This is a genomic window from Mycolicibacterium obuense (genome assembly GCF_055397605.1).
The window spans coordinates 4,225,768-4,245,350 of the sequence record NZ_AP043663.1; the positions used below are offsets into that span (position 1 = coordinate 4,225,768).

Annotated in this window: 19 protein-coding genes; 12 read left to right on the forward strand and 7 right to left on the reverse strand. The window is 64.2% G+C overall.

Annotation, left to right across the window (positions count from 1 at the left end):
- Positions 1-60: 60 nt before the first annotated feature.
- Positions 61-546, reverse strand: coding sequence for a hypothetical protein (locus ACZ50N_RS20170; protein WP_464473614.1), 486 nt, complete (start codon positions 544-546; stop codon positions 61-63).
- 324 nt (positions 547-870) lie between these two features.
- Positions 871-1,341: a hypothetical protein gene (locus ACZ50N_RS20175; protein WP_073683298.1), complete on the reverse strand. Its 471-nt coding sequence runs from the start codon at positions 1,339-1,341 to the stop codon at positions 871-873.
- A 397-nt stretch (positions 1,342-1,738) separates the two neighbouring features.
- Between ACZ50N_RS20175 and ACZ50N_RS20180 the strand changes: the two genes are divergently transcribed.
- From ACZ50N_RS20180 to ACZ50N_RS20190, 3 genes are all read left to right on the forward strand, one after another.
- On the forward strand, positions 1,739-2,866 hold the full coding sequence (locus ACZ50N_RS20180; protein WP_046363131.1) for a tyrosine-type recombinase/integrase: 1,128 nt from the start codon (positions 1,739-1,741) through the stop codon (positions 2,864-2,866).
- The gene (locus ACZ50N_RS20185; RefSeq protein ID WP_024449211.1) at positions 2,856-3,188 is read left to right on the forward strand and encodes a helix-turn-helix domain-containing protein; all 333 of its coding nucleotides are present in this window, start codon (positions 2,856-2,858) and stop codon (positions 3,186-3,188) included. The genes ACZ50N_RS20180 and ACZ50N_RS20185 overlap by 11 nt, the downstream gene beginning before the upstream one ends.
- 128 nt (positions 3,189-3,316) lie before the next feature.
- Complete coding sequence (locus tag ACZ50N_RS20190) at positions 3,317-4,651, forward strand: hypothetical protein (protein WP_046363130.1); 1,335 nt, start codon at positions 3,317-3,319, stop codon at positions 4,649-4,651.
- A 349-nt stretch (positions 4,652-5,000) separates the two neighbouring features.
- On the opposite strand, the gene ACZ50N_RS20195 is transcribed toward ACZ50N_RS20190, so the two are convergent.
- A complete protein-coding gene (locus tag ACZ50N_RS20195) occupies positions 5,001-5,693 on the reverse strand; it encodes a TetR/AcrR family transcriptional regulator (protein WP_011856876.1) in 693 nt (230 codons plus the stop codon).
- A gap of 102 nt (positions 5,694-5,795) precedes the next feature.
- Between ACZ50N_RS20195 and ACZ50N_RS20200 the strand changes: the two genes are divergently transcribed.
- The 3 genes from ACZ50N_RS20200 to ACZ50N_RS20210 all read left to right on the forward strand — a co-directional run bounded on the left by ACZ50N_RS20200 (position 5,796) and on the right by ACZ50N_RS20210 (position 7,519).
- The gene (locus ACZ50N_RS20200) at positions 5,796-6,308 is read left to right on the forward strand and encodes a PaaI family thioesterase (protein WP_011856877.1); all 513 of its coding nucleotides are present in this window, start codon (positions 5,796-5,798) and stop codon (positions 6,306-6,308) included.
- A complete protein-coding gene (locus tag ACZ50N_RS20205) occupies positions 6,305-6,976 on the forward strand; it encodes a TetR family transcriptional regulator (RefSeq protein WP_011856878.1) in 672 nt (223 codons plus the stop codon). Before ACZ50N_RS20200 ends, ACZ50N_RS20205 begins: the two co-directional genes overlap by 4 nt.
- A 78-nt stretch (positions 6,977-7,054) precedes the next feature.
- The gene (locus ACZ50N_RS20210) at positions 7,055-7,519 is read left to right on the forward strand and encodes a DUF6188 family protein (protein ID WP_024449209.1); all 465 of its coding nucleotides are present in this window, start codon (positions 7,055-7,057) and stop codon (positions 7,517-7,519) included.
- Between the two features lie 48 nt (positions 7,520-7,567).
- Here the strand turns inward: ACZ50N_RS20210 and ACZ50N_RS20215 are convergent, their stop codons facing one another.
- Together ACZ50N_RS20215 and ACZ50N_RS20220 are read right to left on the reverse strand one after the other, a co-directional pair.
- Positions 7,568-8,617, reverse strand: coding sequence for an LLM class flavin-dependent oxidoreductase (locus ACZ50N_RS20215; RefSeq protein WP_011856880.1), 1,050 nt, complete (start codon positions 8,615-8,617; stop codon positions 7,568-7,570).
- Positions 8,614-9,210, reverse strand: coding sequence for a TetR/AcrR family transcriptional regulator (locus ACZ50N_RS20220; protein ID WP_011856881.1), 597 nt, complete (start codon positions 9,208-9,210; stop codon positions 8,614-8,616). The genes ACZ50N_RS20215 and ACZ50N_RS20220 overlap by 4 nt, the downstream gene beginning before the upstream one ends.
- A gap of 73 nt (positions 9,211-9,283) precedes the next feature.
- On the opposite strand from ACZ50N_RS20220, the gene ACZ50N_RS20225 reads away from it, so the two are divergent.
- Genes ACZ50N_RS20225 through ACZ50N_RS20240 form a run of 4 tightly spaced genes read left to right on the forward strand, consistent with a single transcriptional unit; the run spans position 9,284 to position 12,056 of the window.
- Positions 9,284-10,480: a cytochrome P450 gene (locus ACZ50N_RS20225; protein WP_011856882.1), complete on the forward strand. Its 1,197-nt coding sequence runs from the start codon at positions 9,284-9,286 to the stop codon at positions 10,478-10,480.
- A gap of 28 nt (positions 10,481-10,508) precedes the next feature.
- Entirely contained in the window at positions 10,509-10,670 is a 162-nt protein-coding gene (locus ACZ50N_RS20230; protein ID WP_156442342.1) for a hypothetical protein, read from the forward strand.
- Positions 10,655-11,107, forward strand: a complete 453-nt coding sequence (locus ACZ50N_RS20235; protein ID WP_011856883.1) for a PaaI family thioesterase — start codon at positions 10,655-10,657, stop codon at positions 11,105-11,107. Before ACZ50N_RS20230 ends, ACZ50N_RS20235 begins: the two co-directional genes overlap by 16 nt.
- A 58-nt stretch (positions 11,108-11,165) precedes the next feature.
- Entirely contained in the window at positions 11,166-12,056 is an 891-nt protein-coding gene (locus ACZ50N_RS20240; protein ID WP_011856884.1) for an alpha/beta fold hydrolase, read from the forward strand.
- A gap of 133 nt (positions 12,057-12,189) precedes the next feature.
- Here the strand turns inward: ACZ50N_RS20240 and ACZ50N_RS20245 are convergent, their stop codons facing one another.
- A complete protein-coding gene (locus ACZ50N_RS20245; protein WP_011856885.1) occupies positions 12,190-13,059 on the reverse strand; it encodes a metal-dependent hydrolase in 870 nt (289 codons plus the stop codon).
- Between the two features lie 104 nt (positions 13,060-13,163).
- Between ACZ50N_RS20245 and ACZ50N_RS20250 the strand changes: the two genes are divergently transcribed.
- Together ACZ50N_RS20250 and ACZ50N_RS20255 are read left to right on the forward strand one after the other, a co-directional pair.
- Complete coding sequence (locus ACZ50N_RS20250; RefSeq protein WP_011856886.1) at positions 13,164-13,799, forward strand: TetR/AcrR family transcriptional regulator; 636 nt, start codon at positions 13,164-13,166, stop codon at positions 13,797-13,799.
- Between the two features lie 330 nt (positions 13,800-14,129).
- A complete protein-coding gene (locus ACZ50N_RS20255; protein ID WP_464473615.1) occupies positions 14,130-17,252 on the forward strand; it encodes an MMPL/RND family transporter in 3,123 nt (1,040 codons plus the stop codon).
- Positions 17,253-17,747: 495 nt separating this feature from the next.
- Here ACZ50N_RS20255 and ACZ50N_RS20260 read toward each other — a convergent pair whose 3' ends face one another.
- Positions 17,748-18,983 (reverse strand): IS256 family transposase, encoded by a 1,236-nt coding sequence (locus ACZ50N_RS20260; RefSeq protein WP_464473616.1) that lies wholly within the window; start codon positions 18,981-18,983, stop codon positions 17,748-17,750.
- Positions 18,984-19,583: the final 600 nt, after the last annotated feature.

The window sequence follows — 19,583 nt, forward strand, 5'->3', positions numbered from 1 at the left end:
CCATCCAGCTCGCCGCACCCGCTCCCACGCGCACCGGCTCCAGGGGGGCCCTGACGTATGTCACCACAGCGTGGCCTGATCACCGAGCAGCGCCGCGTCCCCACCATGGCGCACCGCCTCCCGCAGCGTCGCCGACCGTTCCCGTCGAATACCGCGACCGTCGAGGCGTCGCAACGCATATCGGCCGCCGCCGCGATGCATCCGCGCCATCCGCTCAATGTTGTCACCCTGCGGGCCGGACCGACGTGCTGATGGGGTTTTGTTGCCGCCGAGATCTTGACGCACACGGTTGTCGCATTCGTGGAGCCCGAGCACCCCAGCGGCCACTACACCGGACACGATCGCCAACGCGTAGCGGTGCGGGCGAACGCACAATCCTGAACGCTCGCGGGTCAGGTAGAGCTGACCGTAGCCATCGGCGCCGATCGCGCCGGTCCAGATGTTGCAATCCGAAGCCGTTGGGCCGCAGACGACATGGCTGTGAAAGCGCGTGATCTCGGCAGCGTGCACACGCTGATCAACAACAAGCTGTCCCGCGCTTCTCATGGCCGTTGAACCTATCCGCCGGCACTGACATTCAGCGCGGCCACCGCGGCCCGCTCCACCGGTGCCGTAACCCTGCTCCCGGGTGCCCCTTTACCGCTGCGCAGCCCCTGCCACGTCGAGCGCTCCCCACCGCGCTGGGCAGACCTGGTGTAGTCGGACGCACAGGCCGGTTCGCAGCACCAGGGGCGCGACCGGCGTGTGCGTCAGCGGGCCGACCGGCGTAACGGCGCACCTCCATGATGGCCCACGCACCCGCCGACCCACGCACCCCGGCCGTGCACATCGTCGTGCACCACCGGCCTCGTTGCACCGTTGCGCAGTGCGTCACGCCGAGGCTGCATCCGCCGGAGGCTGGTCAGCGTGGGGGTCAACCCCCTGAGCGGTCGGGCCGGACAATGCCTCCAGACCTAGTGCATGCGAACCATTCCCGGCAGTCCGCTTCTCGCATTTCGGAGCATGCCGTGCCATGGTGCGGACGATCCCGATTCCGACGTCGGTCCGTGCGGCGATGGTCGTCAGCGTCTCACCACGGCCCTGCATACGTGCGACCGCCGCGCCGGCCTTGGCCCGATGGCCAGCCACCCGCTTGGCCGCTTCTGCGTCGACCTGCGCGCGCAGCTGGGCCAGGCGCTCCCTCTTCCAACTTTCGACTTCGGCGACCTTGCCGACCGCGACGAGAAAGTCCGCGGCGTCATCGATGTTCGCCTTATCCCGCGCGGCGCGTTCCTCGTTGGCGCGTCGGGTCGCTTCGCGTGCCCGGCGCCGGGCTTCCACCTTGGACGTTGCTGCTGTCATAGTCGCCGACAGTAGAAGGTCCACCGGCGAGCGGACCACCACCGCAGCCACATTCGCCTCTCACCAATTTTTTCGCCTTCACCGCATCCGTCTACCACCACTCACCTCACCACGCCCACAGCCCGCGTCACTCACCACCGAGCACCGCCCACCCAGCTCCCTGCCCCATGACCCCCTTCCGTCGCCCCACCACAGACCACACACCTCTTGCACTCAGGGCCCGAAGGTCGCGAATCAACCTGAAGTTGACGCGTATATCTGGCGCATGGGACCAGCGCCGGATGCGCTTCATTGAACCACTTTCGTGTTCCTCCTGGTAGACGGATTTCGCTCGCAGGTGTGGTAACTTGCGGTTGTCATTGACAACTCTAAGTTGACGATAGATGGAGGTTCTCTTGTGAGCGTTCCGGGGTCGGCGCACTTGGTTCTTGCCTCGGGCGTGGTTCACCTGGACGAGGCCAGCGCAGTCTTCGAAGCGATGCTGTCTGGGTGGGGTCGTCAACAGGCGTCTCGGCTACTCGCTGCTGAGGCCACGATCGAGCCGCGGCTGGCGTTGGTGCGGCGGTTCGCAGAGTTCGCCGGGGCGCCTCCGTGGGACTGGACTGCCGGCGATGTCGAAGACTTCACGGCCGCTTTGATGTCGGGCCCGGAACGCAAAGCACCGTCGACCATTCGCGGCTATCACATGTCGTTGCGGATGTTCTGCGACTACCTACTCGATAGCCGCTACGGTTGGATCGCGCAATGCGAGAACAGGTTCGGACGGATCCCATCGCAGGTCTGTCACGACTACAACACCGCCGCGCATCTGGTCGACTACGAGGGCAAGCCCGCGCGTCGCCCGTTCACCTACGACGAACTGGAAACATTGTTCGATTTCCTCGATGATCGCGTCGATGTTCTCGCTCGGTCCAGGAACAAAGGCGCGTTCGCGGCGCTGCGCGACGCACAGATGATCAAGACGGCCTACGCCTTCGGTTTACGCCGCCGCGAGCTGTGCTATCTCGATCTCGCCGACCTGCGTCCGAACTCGCGGATGCCGGCCTGGGGCACGTTCGGCGCCGTCCACGTTCGCTACGCCAAATCACGTCGCGGCAGCTCTCCCAGGCGTCGCACCGTGCTCGCCGTTCCGGAGTTCGACTGGGTGATCGACGGACTGCGCCAATGGGTCGACCACGGCCGCCCACTCCTCAGCCCCGGGAACCGTCAAGAGCTCTGGCTGACCGAGCGTCGACGGCGCGTGGCGACCAAGACCATGGATAGGCGATTCGCCGTCGCACGGGTGCAAGCGGGACTGCCTGCCGAGCTCACCTTGCACTGCCTGCGGCACTCCTATGTCACCCATCTGATCGAGTTCGGTTATCCGGAGCGGTTCGTCACCGAACAGGTGGGGCACTCGTATGCCTCGACCACCGCGATCTATACCTCGGTGTCCGACGACTTCAAGACCAAAACACTGCAGGCGGCGCTGCGCCGCGTCTACGGATCATCCACGACGACAGGTGAAGGCGGAGATGAGCACTAGGACCGTGCTGCGGTGGAACCTGCGTCAGCTGATGGCCCAGAACGGAATGTTCGCCACCACCGACCTTGTCGCACCGCTGCACGAGCGTGGCGTGGAGATCTCCCGACAGATGGTGCACCGGATCGCGACCAAGCCCCCGCAGCGCATCAATCTCGACCTGCTCGCCGCCCTCTGCGACATCTTGTCGTGCACGCCCAACGACCTGCTCGAGCTCGTCGCCGAACAAGTCCGTGAGGCGCCCGCGGTCAACGACAGCGGACCCGGCATCGGCGACCTGCGACCCATCCGCGCCACCATCCGCCGCCCCCACGACAACCAGTGACTCAGCGGGCCTGCTGGGAGTGTGCAAGCACCATCCGGCTAACCCCACTGACGCACGGGCGTCGCATCTGTGTCGCATGCCGTCGCAGACGGCACTATCACCCCGAGAAATGCCCGCGGTGTGAGACCGTGCGGCCACTGGCGTGGCAGCTCGACGATGCCATCGTGTGCGCCTCCTGCGCCGGTGTCGCATCGATCTTCACCTGCAGCGAATGCGGCCGCGAAGAACACCCCTACGGGTTCTACCGATGCGCCCGCTGCTTCCTACGCGAGCGCCTCACCGAGCTGCTCACCGACCCGATCAGCGGCACGATTCATCACCGACTACGGCCCGTGTTCGACGAACTGATCAACGCCGACCGCCCACAGACGGTGCTCTGGTGGCTGCGAAAGAAGCCCGGTACCGGCCCGCAGCTCCTTCGCGACATGGCCTGCGGAACGCGTGAAATCAGCCACGACACCTTCAGCGATCTTCCCTCGGACCGAGCCCACGATTACTTGCGCAGCCTCCTGGTCGCGGTCGGCGTTCTGGGCCCGATCGACATCCGCGTCGAACGGATGCTGCCCTGGATCGAGGACGTTGTAGCCGAGCTTCCGGCCGAAGACGCCGCCATCATTCGCCGATTCGCGCATTGGCATGTACTGCGCCAGATGCGCAAGGCCTCCCACGAGAACCGGCTGACGAGATCGATGACCGATGCCTGCCGTCGTCGCGTCCGCGTGGCGATTCAGTTCATGGCGTTTCTGCACACCCACGACGCCACTCCGGCGACAGCGACACAGGAGATGCTGGAGCGCTACCAGGCGCTCCACCGGAGGCCGCTCACTGCCGAGTACGCCTTCCTCGTCTGGCTACGCCAATCCCGCATCAACACCACACTGAGGGTCACCGATCCGCCACGGTCACCTCCCTCGGTAACCGTCTCGGATTCCCAGCGGTGGGCCGCCGTCGGGCGGCTGCTGCACGACGACACAATCCGCCGCAAAACCCGCATCGCGGGACTGCTCACATTGTTGTTCGCCCAACCTCTTTCGCGCATCGTCGCCCTGCGATCAAGCCAAATCTCGATCTCCGACGATCACGCCGTGCATGTCGTCTTCGCCGCCATCCCCATCCAAATGCCTCCCCTACTCGACGACCTCATCCGCGAGCATCTGGAGCAGCAATGCGAAAGCCGCTACACCCCATCCCATACGGGCTGGCTGTTCCCCGGCCGACTTCCCGGCACCCACCTGTCCACCGAGAACATCCGCACCCAGCTCGTCGCGGTCGGGGTGAAACCCTACGAACATCGCAAAGCCGCCCTCTTCCAGCTCGCCAGCGACATGCCCGCACCCGTGCTGGCCGAACTGCTCGCGATCACCACCAAGAACGCAGCCGCCTGGGCCAAACTCGCCGCCCGCGACTGGACCGATTACGTCACCGAACGCGGCAGATCAATGCCGCATCGAAGGCGGAGCTAACTCGCAACAGCGATGTCGTAACCACTCCATGCCGCCGAGGCCACGATTCGCCTGCTCTCGTCAAAGTTGTTCTTTGTCAATCCTCCTCGCCACAAGTCAAGCAATCGAGAAACGGGTTCAAGCAGTTGCGCGCCCTCAAGCGTCTGAGACGCCGAACCGCGGGTGACCTGCACTTCGGGTAGCTCACTACCCTGCTGCGAGTCTCCGCACCTCGCTGTGGAACGGAAACCAGCGTACGGCCTCGCCGATGATGGCGACGAATGGTCCTTCGATGCCATCACCGACGCGATTTGCGAGAGGCGAAAAGGGCCCGAAGACCAGCCGGCTCGACATTGTGATTTCGTTGTGCCTAGCGAGCTGAGCGCGCCGGGCGGCCCGTCTTCTTGGTGGCGATGTTCGATTTTATGGCGTCGCTGTCGGTGTTGCGGTGGGCGGCGAGAAAGTCATCGACGATGTTCGCGCAGTCATTGTGAGTGATAGTGCGAAGCCCGGTCATTCGGGCGAAGGCGAGTGGTCCGACGAGTTGGCAAAGCGCCAGTTCCTGGTCGAAGTCGTTGAGTTCGGCTTGAGCTTTTGGGCTGGTGAGTACGGCGTCAAATGGTTGACGATATTGATCGACAACTCGGGTCCGTAGCGCCCCGGATGTGTGGCGGTCTTCCGCTTGGGCATTGGAGCCGGTGGGCCCCAATGAGAGCCACGCGAGTGTCGTGACATGCAGCGGTGCGTCGTTGAAAAGGGCGGCTTGGCGGCTGAGCAATTCGATCAGCTGCTCACGGAGGGGTCCGCTGGTCGGTGCCGGAGTGGTCACTTGTGGAAGTAGGCGTTCGAACGTGGCTGCCAGTAAATGCGACGAACTGTGGAAGTGGCGGTACAGCGTGGTTCGGGCCACTTTGGATGCTTTGGTGACGGCATCGATAGTGACCGCTTCCACCCCACCGGTGCTCAGTAGCGTTGCCGCAGCATCCAGCAGCCGGGTGCGTGACCGGATGAGCCGAGGGTCCACGTCGTCGTCAGGGACGGGCACTGCCTGACTGTCGCTCACTCGTTCACCTCGGCGGTCGATCTTCACGCGATGCTGTCACGGCAGTCTAGCAGTGTGGTACTAACGGTAGCGCAGCGAAACCGATCGTATTGGAGGGTGACGGTGCCCGAAAGCCTGTTGCCGCCCGAGCGGCTGCCCTCGCACACCACGACATGCATGGGTTGCGGCCCGGACAACCCCCACGGACTGCGGTTGGTGGTGCATCGTAGCGGCGACGCGGTGTACACCGATGTGACGTTCGATGAGCGCCATATCGGGGCCCCGGGCCTGGCCCATGGCGGGGCAGTGGCCGCGGCATGTGATGACGTCCTGGGCTTCACGTTGTGGATCGCCGGAACCCCGGCGGTGACCCGCACCCTGACGGTCGAATATTTGCGGCCGGTGCCGCTGCATCAGACCCACCGGATTACTGCCCACATCGTCTCTCGTGAAGGGCGGGCGCTGCATGTCACGGCGACAGGCACGGGTGAGGGTGGGATCGCCCGCTTCACCGCCAGTGCAGTGTTCATTGTCGTCAGCCCTGAGCACTTCGCCGCACACGGCGATGTCAGCGCTTTCGGCGATCTTCTGGAGCAGTTCTCGCGCCGCGGCGGCCTCGACCCGGAGCCGTCATGACTGTCCCTCAGGCGCGCAGCCACGGGAAAACCCCGCCTTCGGAAGCGAACTCGGTCGCTGCAGAGAAGCGAGCCGCTAACGCGTCGCGTTCACGCGCGTCCGCACGGCGCCGGGAGACCATTCTTGATGCAGCTTTGGTCGTGGCCGCGGCGGGTGGTTACGAGGCGGTTCAGATGCGGACAGTTGCCGAGCGGGTCGGCATCGCCGTCGGCACGCTTTACCGCTATTTCCCGGCGAAAACCCACTTGCTGGTGGCAGCGCTGACGCGCGAGTTCCGTCGACTCGACTCGGCCGGGGACTGGGCGAGTGGTGAGGGCACACCGCTGGAACGGCTCGAACGGCTCACCGCACATCTGCATGACCGCTGGCAGCGCGACCCATGGCTGACGACGGCCATGACACGGGCCTTCGCAGTCGCAGATACCCGCGCCGCCGCGGAACTCGACCGCGCGGCCGATGAGATCCAGATCCTGCTGGCCCGCACGCTCAGGGGCGGCGAGCCCACTCCTACCGATCTGCACGTGGCTGGGATCATCTCCGACATCTGGCTGGCCAACCTCGTGGCCTTCAGCGGCCACCGCGCGACAGCCGCCGACACCCGCGACCGCATTGACCGAGCCACCAGGCGCGTCGTGACCAGCGCTGCTAGGCCAGCCGTCTACCGGTAACGATACTGCTGGTATCGCAGCGATACTTGGCGTACTCTTTGGGGATACGGCTCAACGATGCGTCGAAAAGAGACTGCCATGTACACCCAATGGATCGAAAACCTTGTCGTACAACGCCTCTCGCTGCACGGCGGCCTGGTTCTGGATTTCGATGATTACAACGAAATCGTCATCTCCTGCCCCCTACTATTGACGCTTCCTGCCGTCGGCACCTACCCCATCGAGGCGGTGCGTATTGACCCCCTCAGGATCGCGACCCACGAACGCCCGCTGCTGAACCTCGCCGGCGCACTGTGCACCCAGGCCTGGTCCAGCGACGATGGAGGGCTACACCTGAGCTTCTCGCGCGGACATCGCATCGATGTCGATCCCGACGCTGAACAGACAGCGTGGGAGCTCTATGGCATGCGCCACGGCTACATGGCCTGTCTACCTCAAGGACGGGTACGCGTGGTCCGCCATGACCTCCCCGACACCGACGACGCCAACATCGTCAACAGCGTCAGGCAATCATCGGCGGGGTCGGCGCGGCAGACCCACTAATCCGGCCGCGGACACTGCGACGGGTCGACTTGGGCGGCAATACGTGGATCAGGTTGAACGTGGACAGGACCGCCCTGGCGACATCGAGGCGGGCGAGCATTCCCGGATGATGCTGTCGAGGTTTTGTTGCACGCGTTCGGCAGTGATGCCGACCGATGGTGAATACAGCATGATGTGGTCGAGGACGCCGTTGTACCGTCTCAATTGTTCACGGACCTCGTGCGCCGTCCCGGCGACACCCATGGCGTCGATCATCTCCTCGGACACAGCGGCGAACATCGCCGGGAAATCGCGCTGGGCGAATGCTTGCCGGATGGCTCGGCCTTCGCTGGCGAAGCCGTTCACATCGAGTACCGTCTCGTAGGATTTGACCGAGGAGTAGAACGCAATCTGCTGCGCCAGTTCGCGCCTGGCGACCTCGGCGTCGTCGTGGATGGCGCACATCACCATGGAAATGATTTCCACGTCATTGGGGTCGCGGCCGGTGTGCGCGGCGCCCCTGGCGATAGCGGGCCGGACGACCTCTTCGACGTAGGTGGTTGTGAACAGCGGATGTCCGGCTAGGCCGTCGGCCACCCGCCCGGCCGCCTCGCACATCCGGGGCCGGACACCGGCAGTGACGATCGGGATCGGCCTGCTGGAGGGTCCCACGTCGCCGGTCGGGGTGAGATTCATTCTGTAGAAACGGCCCTCGTGATGGATCGGGCCTTCATGCAGGTTCCATATCCGGCGCAGCAGCATCACGAGTTCTTCCATCCGCAGGGCGGGTGCGGAGGTGTCGGGCACGCCGTGCCAGTCGCCCATCATCCGTTTGGTGCCGTTGCCGATGCCGAGTACCAGTCGTCCGTTGGAGAGTTCGTCGAGGTCGCGCGCCTCGGTGGCCAGCACCAGGGGGCTTCGGCCGACGCCGTAGAGAATGGAGGAACCGATCCGACAGTTCTGGGTGCTGTTGGCCATCGCGGCCATGGAGATCGATCCGGACCGAGAATAGAACTCCGAGGCCCATACGGCGTCGAACCCGGCCGCATCAGCGGCCTGGGCGGTCTGGGCCAGTGACTTCAGATCCGCGCCGAGAACCGACAGGCCGTAGGTGCTCATGACTGGTCTCCTGTGCGCGGGCGCAGCCCGTCGAACATGACGGCGCTGAGGGTGCTGGCGACCACCGTCTCGTCGAGGTGGTTATCGGTGACCAGGTACATGAGTGCATTGATGGTGACCGCGCCGAACAGCGCAATCGACGTCGATCGCGCATCGGGCTGAGCGACGAGGGATCCGTCGCGGGCCCCTTCGATGAGCAGGGTTTCGACGGGTTGTTGGTAGGCGGTATTGATCATCTCGGCGATAGCCGGCATGCGGGCCGCTCGTCCCAATTCGCCGATGAGTGCACGGCATACCGCTGGCCGCTGCGCCATTGCCCGCAGTTGTGCGCGGATCACGAGTTCGAGGCGTTCGGCACCGGTGCCGCCGGTGTGCACGATCGCGGTCACAGCATCGAAGATGTCCTTGAGGAGGTCTTCGAGCAGGAAAGCAAGGATGTCCTCTTTACCGGCGAAGTAGTAGTACAGCGTCGCTTTCGGCACACCGGTCACCGCGGCGACGTCTTCGATCTTGGAGTCGTTGAGCCCCTTCTCGGCGAACAAGTCCGCCGCGGCGGGAAGCCGGTCAGAGATCTGACGTGGAATCTTGCGCATTGCCCCCCTGTCCCGTTCGGCCGGTTTAGACTGCGAGTCTAAACCGTCGTTACTTTGGTGGTCGGAGGTCTTGGTGGTCTCGGTGCAAATTCGTTACGACCCGTTCGACGCCTCGATTCTCAACGACCCCTATCCGACGTATCGGTCGTTGCGTGACACGGCTCCGGTGTACCGCGCCGAGGAATCCCATACCTGGGTGTTGAGCCGGCACGCCGACGTCCAGGCCGCAGCACTGGATCACGGCACGTACTCCTCGGTGGACGGCATCTTCCCCACCCCACCGGGATCGGACTTCATCGGCTCGTTCCTGCCGATGATGATCGTGATGGACCCTCCGCGCCACGACCAGTTGCGTGCCCTGGTGAGCCGGGCGTTCACTCCCCGGCGGGTGGCCGGGCTGCAGGGCGCCATCACACAGATGGCCGCGGAGTTGTTCGAGCGCCTCGACGAGGGCTCTGGTTCGGCGGACTTCGTGACCGACTTCGCCGCGATCCTGCCCGCCGCGGTGATCGCCGATCTACTGGGCATTCCCGCCACCGATCGTGATCAGTTCCGATTGTGGTCGAGCCAACTGGTCCAGGTCGACGTCAACCACGGACAAACCACCGACGCACTGACCGCCGCCACCTCGATCTACGCCTACTTCACCGACTTCCTCGCCGACCGCCGCCAAACCCCCCGCGAGGACATGATGTCGGCGTTGGCGAACGCCACAGTCGACGGGATCAGACTGACCGACGAGGAAGTCCTCGGCTTCTGCGCGCTGCTGCTCGTCGCGGGCTACGAGACCACCACCAATCTGCTGGGGAACTCCGCGGTCGTGCTGGCCCAGCATCGGCAGACCCGCCGACGCCTGGCCGCCGATCGAACACTATTGGGGCCGGCAGTTGAGGAGTTGCTGCGCTACGACTCACCGGCACAGGGACTTTCACGAACCCTGACCCGCGACGTCACACTGCACGACACGACCATGCGTCAAGGTGAGAAGGTGCTGCTGCTGTTCGGGTCGGCCAACCGCGACGAGCGCGCCTTCCCCGATCCTGACGTGTTCGACATCGAGCGCACCAGTGAGCACCAGGTCGCCTTCGGTCGCGGCATCCACTTCTGTCTGGGCGCGGCACTGGCGCGGATGGAGGCCCGCATCGCTCTGGATGCTCTGTTGGACAAGGTGCCCGACTGGGAGGTCGATCTTGAATCGGCGCGGCGGCTGCGGTCCGGACCGATCCGCGGCTACACATCGCTGCCCATCACTTGGACCACACCGGTCTAGCCCGTGCCCCTCCTCGACGACGCGTCGTGTGCATCACCGCGCGGCCAGGTTCTTCATCGCCGTCGATATCGAGCACTCCGCCGCGCACGGCGACCTCGGCGCATTCGGCGACATGCTCAAACGATTCGCGGGCTCGAACGGTGATCGACCCATGACCGGACAGGAGAAAGGGGCATGGTGGTGGCAGTGACATTCGCGCACTTCGATGAGCAGATCGCCGACCAGCTGCTCAGATCGCCGAACACAGCAGGTGGACTGTCGAGGTTTCTGAGCTTTCGGCACACCGAACTCGCCGCCGGTCGGCTGGTGGCAGAGATGGAAACCCGTGCCGAACTGCTCACACCCTTCGGCACCCTGCACGGCGGATGTCTATCGGCGATGGTCGACCACTGTCTCGGAGTCGTGTTCTACCCCGTCATTCCGGCCGGATCATGGGTCGCCACCACCGAATTCAAGCTAAACCTGCTGCGACCCGTGTCCACCGGTGTGTGTGTCGCCGTCACCGACATCGTGTCGCTGGGCAAGCGCAGTGGAGTGGCGCGCATCGACATTAGCAACGGCGACAAAGCCGTCTGCGTAGCCCAGGGCACGGTCACGATCGTGAACGCCGCGGGCAACGCACTATGAAGGCGCTTGCTGCCGGGCCCACGCTTCGGGCGGACGACGATCTCGCCAGGAAGGTGTCATGACCTCCGCCGTGCAGCATCGGGTCCGAACCCAGGACGGGATCGCCCTGGCTGCGGACTGCTACGGCCACGATGACGCCCGTCCCGTCGTGCTGCTCCTGCACGGCGGCGGCCAGAACCGGCACGCGTGGAGCACTTCAGCGCGTCGCCTCCACGCATGCGGATACACAGTCGTCGCCTACGACACCCGCGGTCACGGCGACAGCGACTGGGACCCAGCCGGCAGGTACGACATCGAGCGACTCGCGACCGATCTTCTCGCCGTGCGCGAGCACTTCAGCGCCTATACCGCCCCTGCGGTCGTAGGTGCATCCCTTGGGGGCATGACCGTGCTCGGCACGCATCTGTTGACATCCGGGGCGTCGTGGGCGGCGGTCGTCCTGGTCGACGTCACCCCGCGACTTGAATTCCAGGGCGCCCGTCGCGTGGTGACGTTCATGGCCGCACATCCCGATGGCTTTAGCACCCTCTCTGACGCCGCAGAGGTGATCGCCGCGTACAACCCCCATCGCTCGCGCCCGGCCAACGTCGACGGCCTGCGCAAGGTGCTACGGCAGCGTCACGACGGCCGCTGGATCTGGCGGTGGGACCCGGCATTCATTCACTCCAACTTCGACTTTCTCCGCGACGAATCGACCACGGGAACGGAGCAATTCGACGCAATCAGCCACCTGCTGATCGACGGAGCCCGACGGGTCAATGCCCCAACACTTCTCGTAAGGGGCCTCTTGTCCGACGTGGTCTCCCAAGCCACCGTCGACGAGTTCAAGCAACTGGTTCCCCACGCCGAGACCGTCGACGTATCCGGCACCGGACACATGATCGCCGGCGACGACAACGACGCCTTCGGCTGCGCCGTCACCGAGTTCCTCGGCCGGAACCTCCTGTAGGTCGCGACGTTGGTCGAGCACCATCGATCGGCCAGTAGTCAGAACCGATCTTGACTTCACAGCGCGCGAAGCGGAGCCCATGAAGTGTTCTTCGGTTAAGGCCGACTTTGAACTGTGCCGGGCTCTGGTCGAGCTAGACGCCACTACGCACTTGCTGGCCACCATCGGCGTCGAAGAGTTCCTTGGTCCAGCGTTCGAGGATTTCTGCGCTGTCCCAGTCGTCGGGATGAAATCCGGCGCGGGTGTAGGAGCGAAAGCGCGCAATTGCTGCTGGGCTGAATAGCGGGTTATGACGGAAGGCTCGAAGGCTGCGCAGCAAGCGCACCGGGTTGTAGGCGGAACGGTCACCAGCCAGAGAGCGGGTGGTCTGGATGACCAACTCGCTGAACAAGAGGAGGCTGGCGATCCGCATCCCCCAGACCCTGGTGCGTTCGCTTCCACCGACCGTCTCGTAGACATCGAAAGCAACGGCCTTATGCTCGCATTCTTCCAGTGCGTGCCAGAGCAGAATAGGCCGCACTTCGGTGTCGCCGATCAGTTCTTGAGCTTCGTCGCTGGTGAGAATGATCTCGGCGAATGTCGCCGTGTAGTGCTCGAGGGCGGCCGTCACAGCCAGGCGCATCTTGGGAGAAAAACGCTTCTCAAGTCGGCCAACCAGCTTCTTGACATGCCGATCGATCCCCTCGGTGGGATAGCCCATTGCTTGAAGCCGATCGTTGAGCAGCCGATGCTGGTGTCGGTGGGTGGCCTCTTGTGCGATAAACCCCTTGACCGCCTCCTTGAGGTCAGCGTCGCTGATGTGGTCCCGGTACTCGCGGACTGACCGGATAAAGAAGTCTTCGCCTTCGGGGAACGTGGCCGACAAGGTGGACACAAAGTGGCTCATCACCAAGTCGCCATCAACGAAGTGCTGCCGACTGGTCCCAGCAGGCATATCGAATCGAACACGGCGGGGCTTCGGGACGACCCGTGCGGTGGGCCGTGTGGACGAATCGTCGCTCATGTTGTTCTCCCATTCGCCAAGGACGCGCGGTCAATCTGACTCTAAGCCTTGTCAGAATTAGATGGCAAGCTATCCACGTGGTTTCGGCGCGGGTGTATAGCGGAATGTCCGCCGAGGAGCGTCACCGGAACCGGCGCACCCGTCTCATCGAGGCCGCAACGGAGTTGATCGGCACGCGCGGCGTTGCCGCCGCCACTGTGACTGCCGTCTGCGCTGAATCGGGTGTCACGTCACGGTACTTCTACCAGCACTTCTCCGACCGAGACGCACTCCTGCGGGCTGTCTACCAGCAGCTCTATGCCACCTTCCAGGAGGTGATAGTCGACGCGATCCCCGATGCCGGCGAGCCACCGGAGGTATTGGCGTACGCGCCAATCCGCAGGCTGGTCGGCATGATCGACAACGACCCGCGGCTGGGTCGGATCCTGTTCGTGGAATCTGCAACCGAGCCGCTGCTCCGAGAGCTACGCAGCGAACTAATGGCAGGTTTCACCGACCTTGTCTTGCGCGAAGCCAGACTTCACCTCGACATCGCCGACTCTGCCGTGGGGGTTGCCCATTTGGCTTCGACCTTGGGCGTGGGAGGGCTATTCGAAGTCTTGCGCCGCCGACTCGACGGAGAACTGGAATTCACCACAGATGAACTCGTTCAGCACTGCGCAGGTTTCCTGGGCAGCCTAGGCAATTACGTGCTGCTGCAGAACACGGGCCAGTCGGCCACAACCGAAGCGCAAACCTAGAGCTAGCGGCCCCGCTACGCGATGTGGCCGTGCGTGCGCCCGACGACCAACGTCCGAGAACAGCAACAGCAAGACCCTGAACGGCATCCAAGGCCAGTGTCGTCGACTTACAGCGTCAGCCCTGGCTTCCAGAAACCCACTGAGTGTTCGATCATTCCTCTGCCCACTGCGACCGTCGGCCCGGTCCCGACTCGATAGCGGTCGCCGGCCCCTTCGCCAGCCGCGCGCTTTGCGCGGCCTGGCGACGACGGCCCCGCCACCACTTGCACTACATGCGGTAGCGTAGCGATACCGATAGTATCGCTACGATTCGCTACTAGTGGAGGCCCAGTGACCGACGGCACTGCAGATTCCCCAGGCCAGGCCACGCGCCGTGGCCAGCGGGACAACGGATCCCCCAACCCGGCCGAAACCCGCGAGTACAGCGAACGGTTGGCAGCGCTAGCCCGATTCACCCTCCGACACAAAGCGCTGGTCATCGGGGTATGGCTAGGCGCCGCGGTCGTCCTCGCGTTGCTGTTCCCCCAGCTAGAAACCGTGGTGCGCCAACAGTCGGTGGACCTCATCCCTCGCGATGCGCCGTCCTTGCAGACGGTTGACCGCATGAGCGCCGCTTTCGGCGAAGAAGGCTCAAAAACCATGGTGTTCGTCGCCATGGAAGACCCCAATGGCTTGACTCCGACTGCACGGCAGCGCTACGGCGAACTCGTGCGCCGGTTGCAGGGCGAAGGCAACCACGTCCTGCTGGTGCAGGACCTACTGTCCGATCCGATTACCGAAGCCCAGGCAGTCAGCGCCGACCGCAAAGCTTGGTACCTGCCCGTAGGTGTCACCGGCACCCTCGGAGACCCCACGGCCGCCGAATCGGTAAACGCGGTGCGCAACATCGCCGCCGAGGTCTTCACCGGCTCGACCACGACTGTGCAAGTGACGGGACCACCGGCAACCTTCAGCGACATGATCGCATCCGCCGAGCACGACCTGCTGCTGATCTCAATCGCTACCGCGGGCGTGATCGCCCTGATCCTGCTGATCGTCTACCGGTCGGTGTTCACCGCGCTGTTACCGCTGCTAGTAATCGGGTTGAGCCTGGCAGTCGGGCGCGGCGTGCTGTCCGCCCTCGGCGAGATGGGCATGCCCGTCTCCCAGTTCACCGTCGCCTTCATGACTGCGATCCTGCTCGGCGCGGGAACCGACTACACCGTATTTCTGATCAGCCGATACCACGAACAGCGCCGCGCCCAAGTACCCGCCGATCAGGCCGTCATCCACGCCACCGCCAGCATCGGGCGCGTCATCCTCGCCTCCGCCGCCACCGTCGCACTCGCGTTCCTGGCCATGGTCTTCGCGCGGCTCAGCGTCTTCGCCGCCCTTGGCCCCGCGTGTGCCATCGCCGTACTGTTCGGATTTCTGGCCACCGTAACCCTGCTGCCACCGGTGCTGTCGCTAGCCGCCAAACGCGGCATCGGTGAACCCAAACCCGATCGCACCCGCCGCTACTGGAACAGCGTCGCCGTCGCCGTGGTCCGCCGTCCCGTGCCACTACTCATCGTCAGCCTGGTCATCTTGCTCGCCCTGTCGGCAGCGGCAGCAACCATCAAAATCAGCTACGACGACCGCAAGGGCCAACCAGACACCACGGCCAGCAACCTGGGCTACCACCTGCTGGACCGCCGCTTCCGCAAAGACGTCGTCATCAGCGAATTCCTCGTCGTGGAAAATCCGACCGACATGCGGACCGGCAAAGGACTGGCCGATCTTGACGAGATGGCCTCCCGCGTCTCCCAGATCCCCGGCGTCACCAAGGTTTCCGGAGTCACCCGCCCCACCGGAGAGCGCCTCGACCAAGCAGAACTGGCCTGGCAGAACGGCCAGATCGGCGACAAAATGGCCGGCGCCGTCGCCGAGGGCAACTCCCGCAAGGACGACCTCACCAAACTCACCGACGGCGCCGACCAGCTCGCCGACGGCCTCGCCCAACTCGACAGCACCGTGCGCACCGCCTTCACACCACTAGCCGGAATCCTCACCCAAGCCCAATCCGCAGGAACTCAGGTCAACCAATTCCGGCCGCTGCTGCAACAACTTTCCGCCACTGCCCCCGCCGTCGACCAAGCCATCCAATCCGGCCCAGGACTACGACCGCTGGCCAACCAAGCCCAAAACGCAATCACTCAACTCGACCCACTCGTCGGCGCCCTCAACACCTCACCCTGGTGCGCCACCACCCCACAATGCGCCCAAATCCGCAACCAGGTCCAGATCCTGGTCACTCTGCGCGACAACGGATTCTTCAACCAAATCGCCGACCTCGGGGACCGCTACGATCCCGCCACCAATGCCACCGTTGGTGGCACCCTCGCCAACGTCCAGAACGCAGTCGCCTCACTGGACAAGGCATTCGGAGCCCTGGGTGACCCCGCCGACCTGACCACAAATCTCCGCCGATTGCAGGACGGAATCGGACAGCTGGCCTCCGGCGCCCAAGCACTCGCCACCGGCGTCCGCACCCTCGCCGACAGCAACATCGAAATGCTGTCCGGCATGAGCCAGATCGCCACCCAACTACAGAACTCCTCGCGCGCAGCGGCCGACTCCGACTCCTCGAGCGGTTTCTACCTGCCCGCCAACGCATTCGAGAACCGGCAATTCACCGACGTCGCCGAACAATTCCTCTCACCGGACGGCAAAACAGCGCGGTTCATGATCGAAAGCAGCCACGACCCATACAGCGTTGAAGCCATGGACCTCGCCAGCCGCATCACCGACACCGCCAACACCGCACGACCCAACACGTCACTCGCCGACGCCACCGTGTCCGTAGCCGGCTTCCCCGCCGTCAACTCCGATATCCAACGACTCCTCTGGGCCGACTTCGCACAACTAGCCATCGCCACCATCATCATCGTCGGCGTCATCCTGGTCCTACTACTGCGCGCACTCCTAGCACCGCTCTACCTACTAGGCACCGTCGTGCTCAACTACCTCGCATCACTCGGCATCGGCGTCGTAGTCTTCCAATGGGGACTGGGCCACGAAATCGCCTGGCCCGTACCGCTGCTGGCGTTCATCATCCTCGTCGCCGTCGGCGCCGACTACAACATGCTGCTCGTCTCACGGCTCCGCGAAGAATCCGGAACCAACATCCGCGTCGGCGTCCTGCGCACCGTGGCAAACACCGGAGCCGTCATCACCTCCGCTGGCCTCATATTCGCCGCCAGCATGTTCGGCCTCATGGTCGGCTCAGTCGCCATCATGATCCAAGCCGGCCTCATCATCGGCTTCGGGCTGCTGCTCGACACCTTCCTCGTGCGCACCCTCACCGTGCCCGCCATCGCCACACTCCTACGCGAAGCCAGCTGGTGGCCCACCAAAGCAACAAACCCGCGACCCGGTCAGACCAACCCAGGAGGCATTAAGGACGCACCTCACGTGCTGGTCCAGGAGAGGTGAAAAGCGAACAGAGCAATACCCGGCGCTACATGCCGACCAGCGTGAAGGCGTATTCACCCCGAATGAATACGACCCCTGCGCCGGTACTCGAAGTCTCTTTTCGACGGACGAAAAGAAGTGAGAGCCGCGGAGCTGCTCGACAACAGATCACTTACACGGGCTACGGACAGCCCGGCCGCCGGTTCGCGCGGGGGATGGGTCCACGCCGGGATCTGCCAGGAGGAGCGTCACGGCGCCTCTGCAAACAGAAGCTCGCAGCCTCAACCAGCGGTGTATGCGCGCGAGGATCGCGAGCGTCATTCGGGGTGGTGATCTTGCGTTGTGGAGTCGGCTGGGCCGGTCGATGGAAGACCGTCGAGGTAGGCGTCTATGCACTGCTGCAACGCCATCAACGACGCAGGAATGGCTTCCTCGGCATCGATATCGTCGACTTCGACGGGTCAAGTCCCGGGACGTGGTGTACGACGTCGTCGTGTGATTCTTCGAGGTGATGGTTCAGGCGGTCAGGGCCGCTGGCACGTCCTCCTGTTCGGTCGGTGAGTTCTGGGCGGCTCGGGATTTGCTCAGGACGTCCAGGCCGAGGTAGCGACGGGACTCGGCCCATTCGTCGTGTTGTTCGGCCAGCACGGCGCCGACGAGGCGGATCAGCGCGTTGCGGTCGGGGAAGATGCCCACGACGTCGGTGCGCCGGCGGATTTCCTTGTTGAGTCGCTCCTGGGGGTTGTTCGACCAGATTTGGCGCCAGATCGCCTTGGGGAACGCGGTGAATGCGAGCAGGTCCGGGCGGGCAGCTTCGAGGTGGTCGGCGACTTTCGGGAGCTTGTCGGACAGCGCGTCGATGATCCGATCATATTGTGCGGCAACCGATTCAGTGTCGGGTTGGTCGAACACCGAGTGCAGCAAGGTACGCACCCACGGCCACGACGACTTCGGGGTCAGCGCCATCAGGTTGGTCGTGTAATGGGTTCGGCAGCGCTGCCAGGCAGCTCCGGGCAGGGTGGCGCCGATCGCGGCCACCAGCCCGGCGTGAGCGTCGGAGGTGACCAGCTTGACCCCGGAGAGGCCGCGAGCGGTCAGCGATCGCCAGAACGTGAGCCAGCCGGCGCCGTCTTCGGCGGTGCTGACGTCGATGCCCAATATTTCGCGGTGGCCCTCGTTGTTGACCCCGACGGCGATCAGCGCGTGCACGTTGACGACGCGGCCGCCTTCGCGGACCTTCAGGACCAGGGCGTCGGCGGCGACGAACGTGTACGGGCCGGCGTCCAGTGGTCGGGTGCGGAACGCCTCGACCGCGGTGTCGAGTTCCTTGGCCATCACCGAGACCTGCGACTTCGACAGGCTGGTGATGCCGAGGGTTTCGACGAGCTTGTCCATTCGCCGGGTGGACACCCCGAGCAGGTAGCAGGTCGCCACGACCGTGGTCAGGGCCCGCTCGGCGCGCTTGCGGCGTTCCAGCAGCCACTCCGGGAAGTAGGAACCCTGCCGCAGCTTGGGGATCGCGAGGTCCATTGTGCCTGTGCGGGTGTCGAATTGGCGGTGCCGGTATCCGTTGCGGGAGTTCGTGCGGTCGGTGCTGCGTTCGCCGTATCCGGCGCCGCACAGGGCGTCGGCTTCGGCGCCCATCAGGGTGTGGATGAACGTGGCGAGCAGCTCGCGCAGGACGTCGGGGTGGGTGGTGGTGAGTCGTTCGGCCAGCACGGTGGGCAGGTCGATATTGTGGGCAGTGGTCATCGCGTGTGTTCCTTCTTTGCTCGAGTGACTTTGGTCGGTCCCTCGAAGAATCACGCGATGACCTTCAATCACTCGGCTACGACACGCCGGTACCGCTGATCAGGTCCGACTCGTACACCACTCTGCTGGACGCAACCCTTCGACGTGCGACCCATCGCGAGGAAGATCCCCCACGCTGAGTTCTATGTTGATCCAAAAGCGATGCAGCGCTTCAGCGTGGCTATCGCGCCGACAAACAACTCGACCCCAGGATCGAGGTCCGGATCGATCAGGTACTTGACGAGTTCGTGGGTGAGCGAGTGTCGGTGCGCGTAGATGTGGTCAAGGCGGTCGGCCTGATTTTTGTGATGGCGTCGCTTTGAACAAGCCAGAGCAGTGACGCTCGAAACTTCCTCTTTGGCGCCAGCGACAACACTTGCTGCTCGTACCGCTGCTGTTCTTGAGTCGCGACCGTCACCCCAGAACGCAGTTCGGGGCAGTAGAACTCTCGAACTTTGTCCAGCACCGAGTGCTGGATCATCGCATGAGTGACTTGGTACAAACCGGCGAACGCCCAAGGTGCTGCGAATGGATGTCTGACTGCAGTTTCGCCTTTAGTCG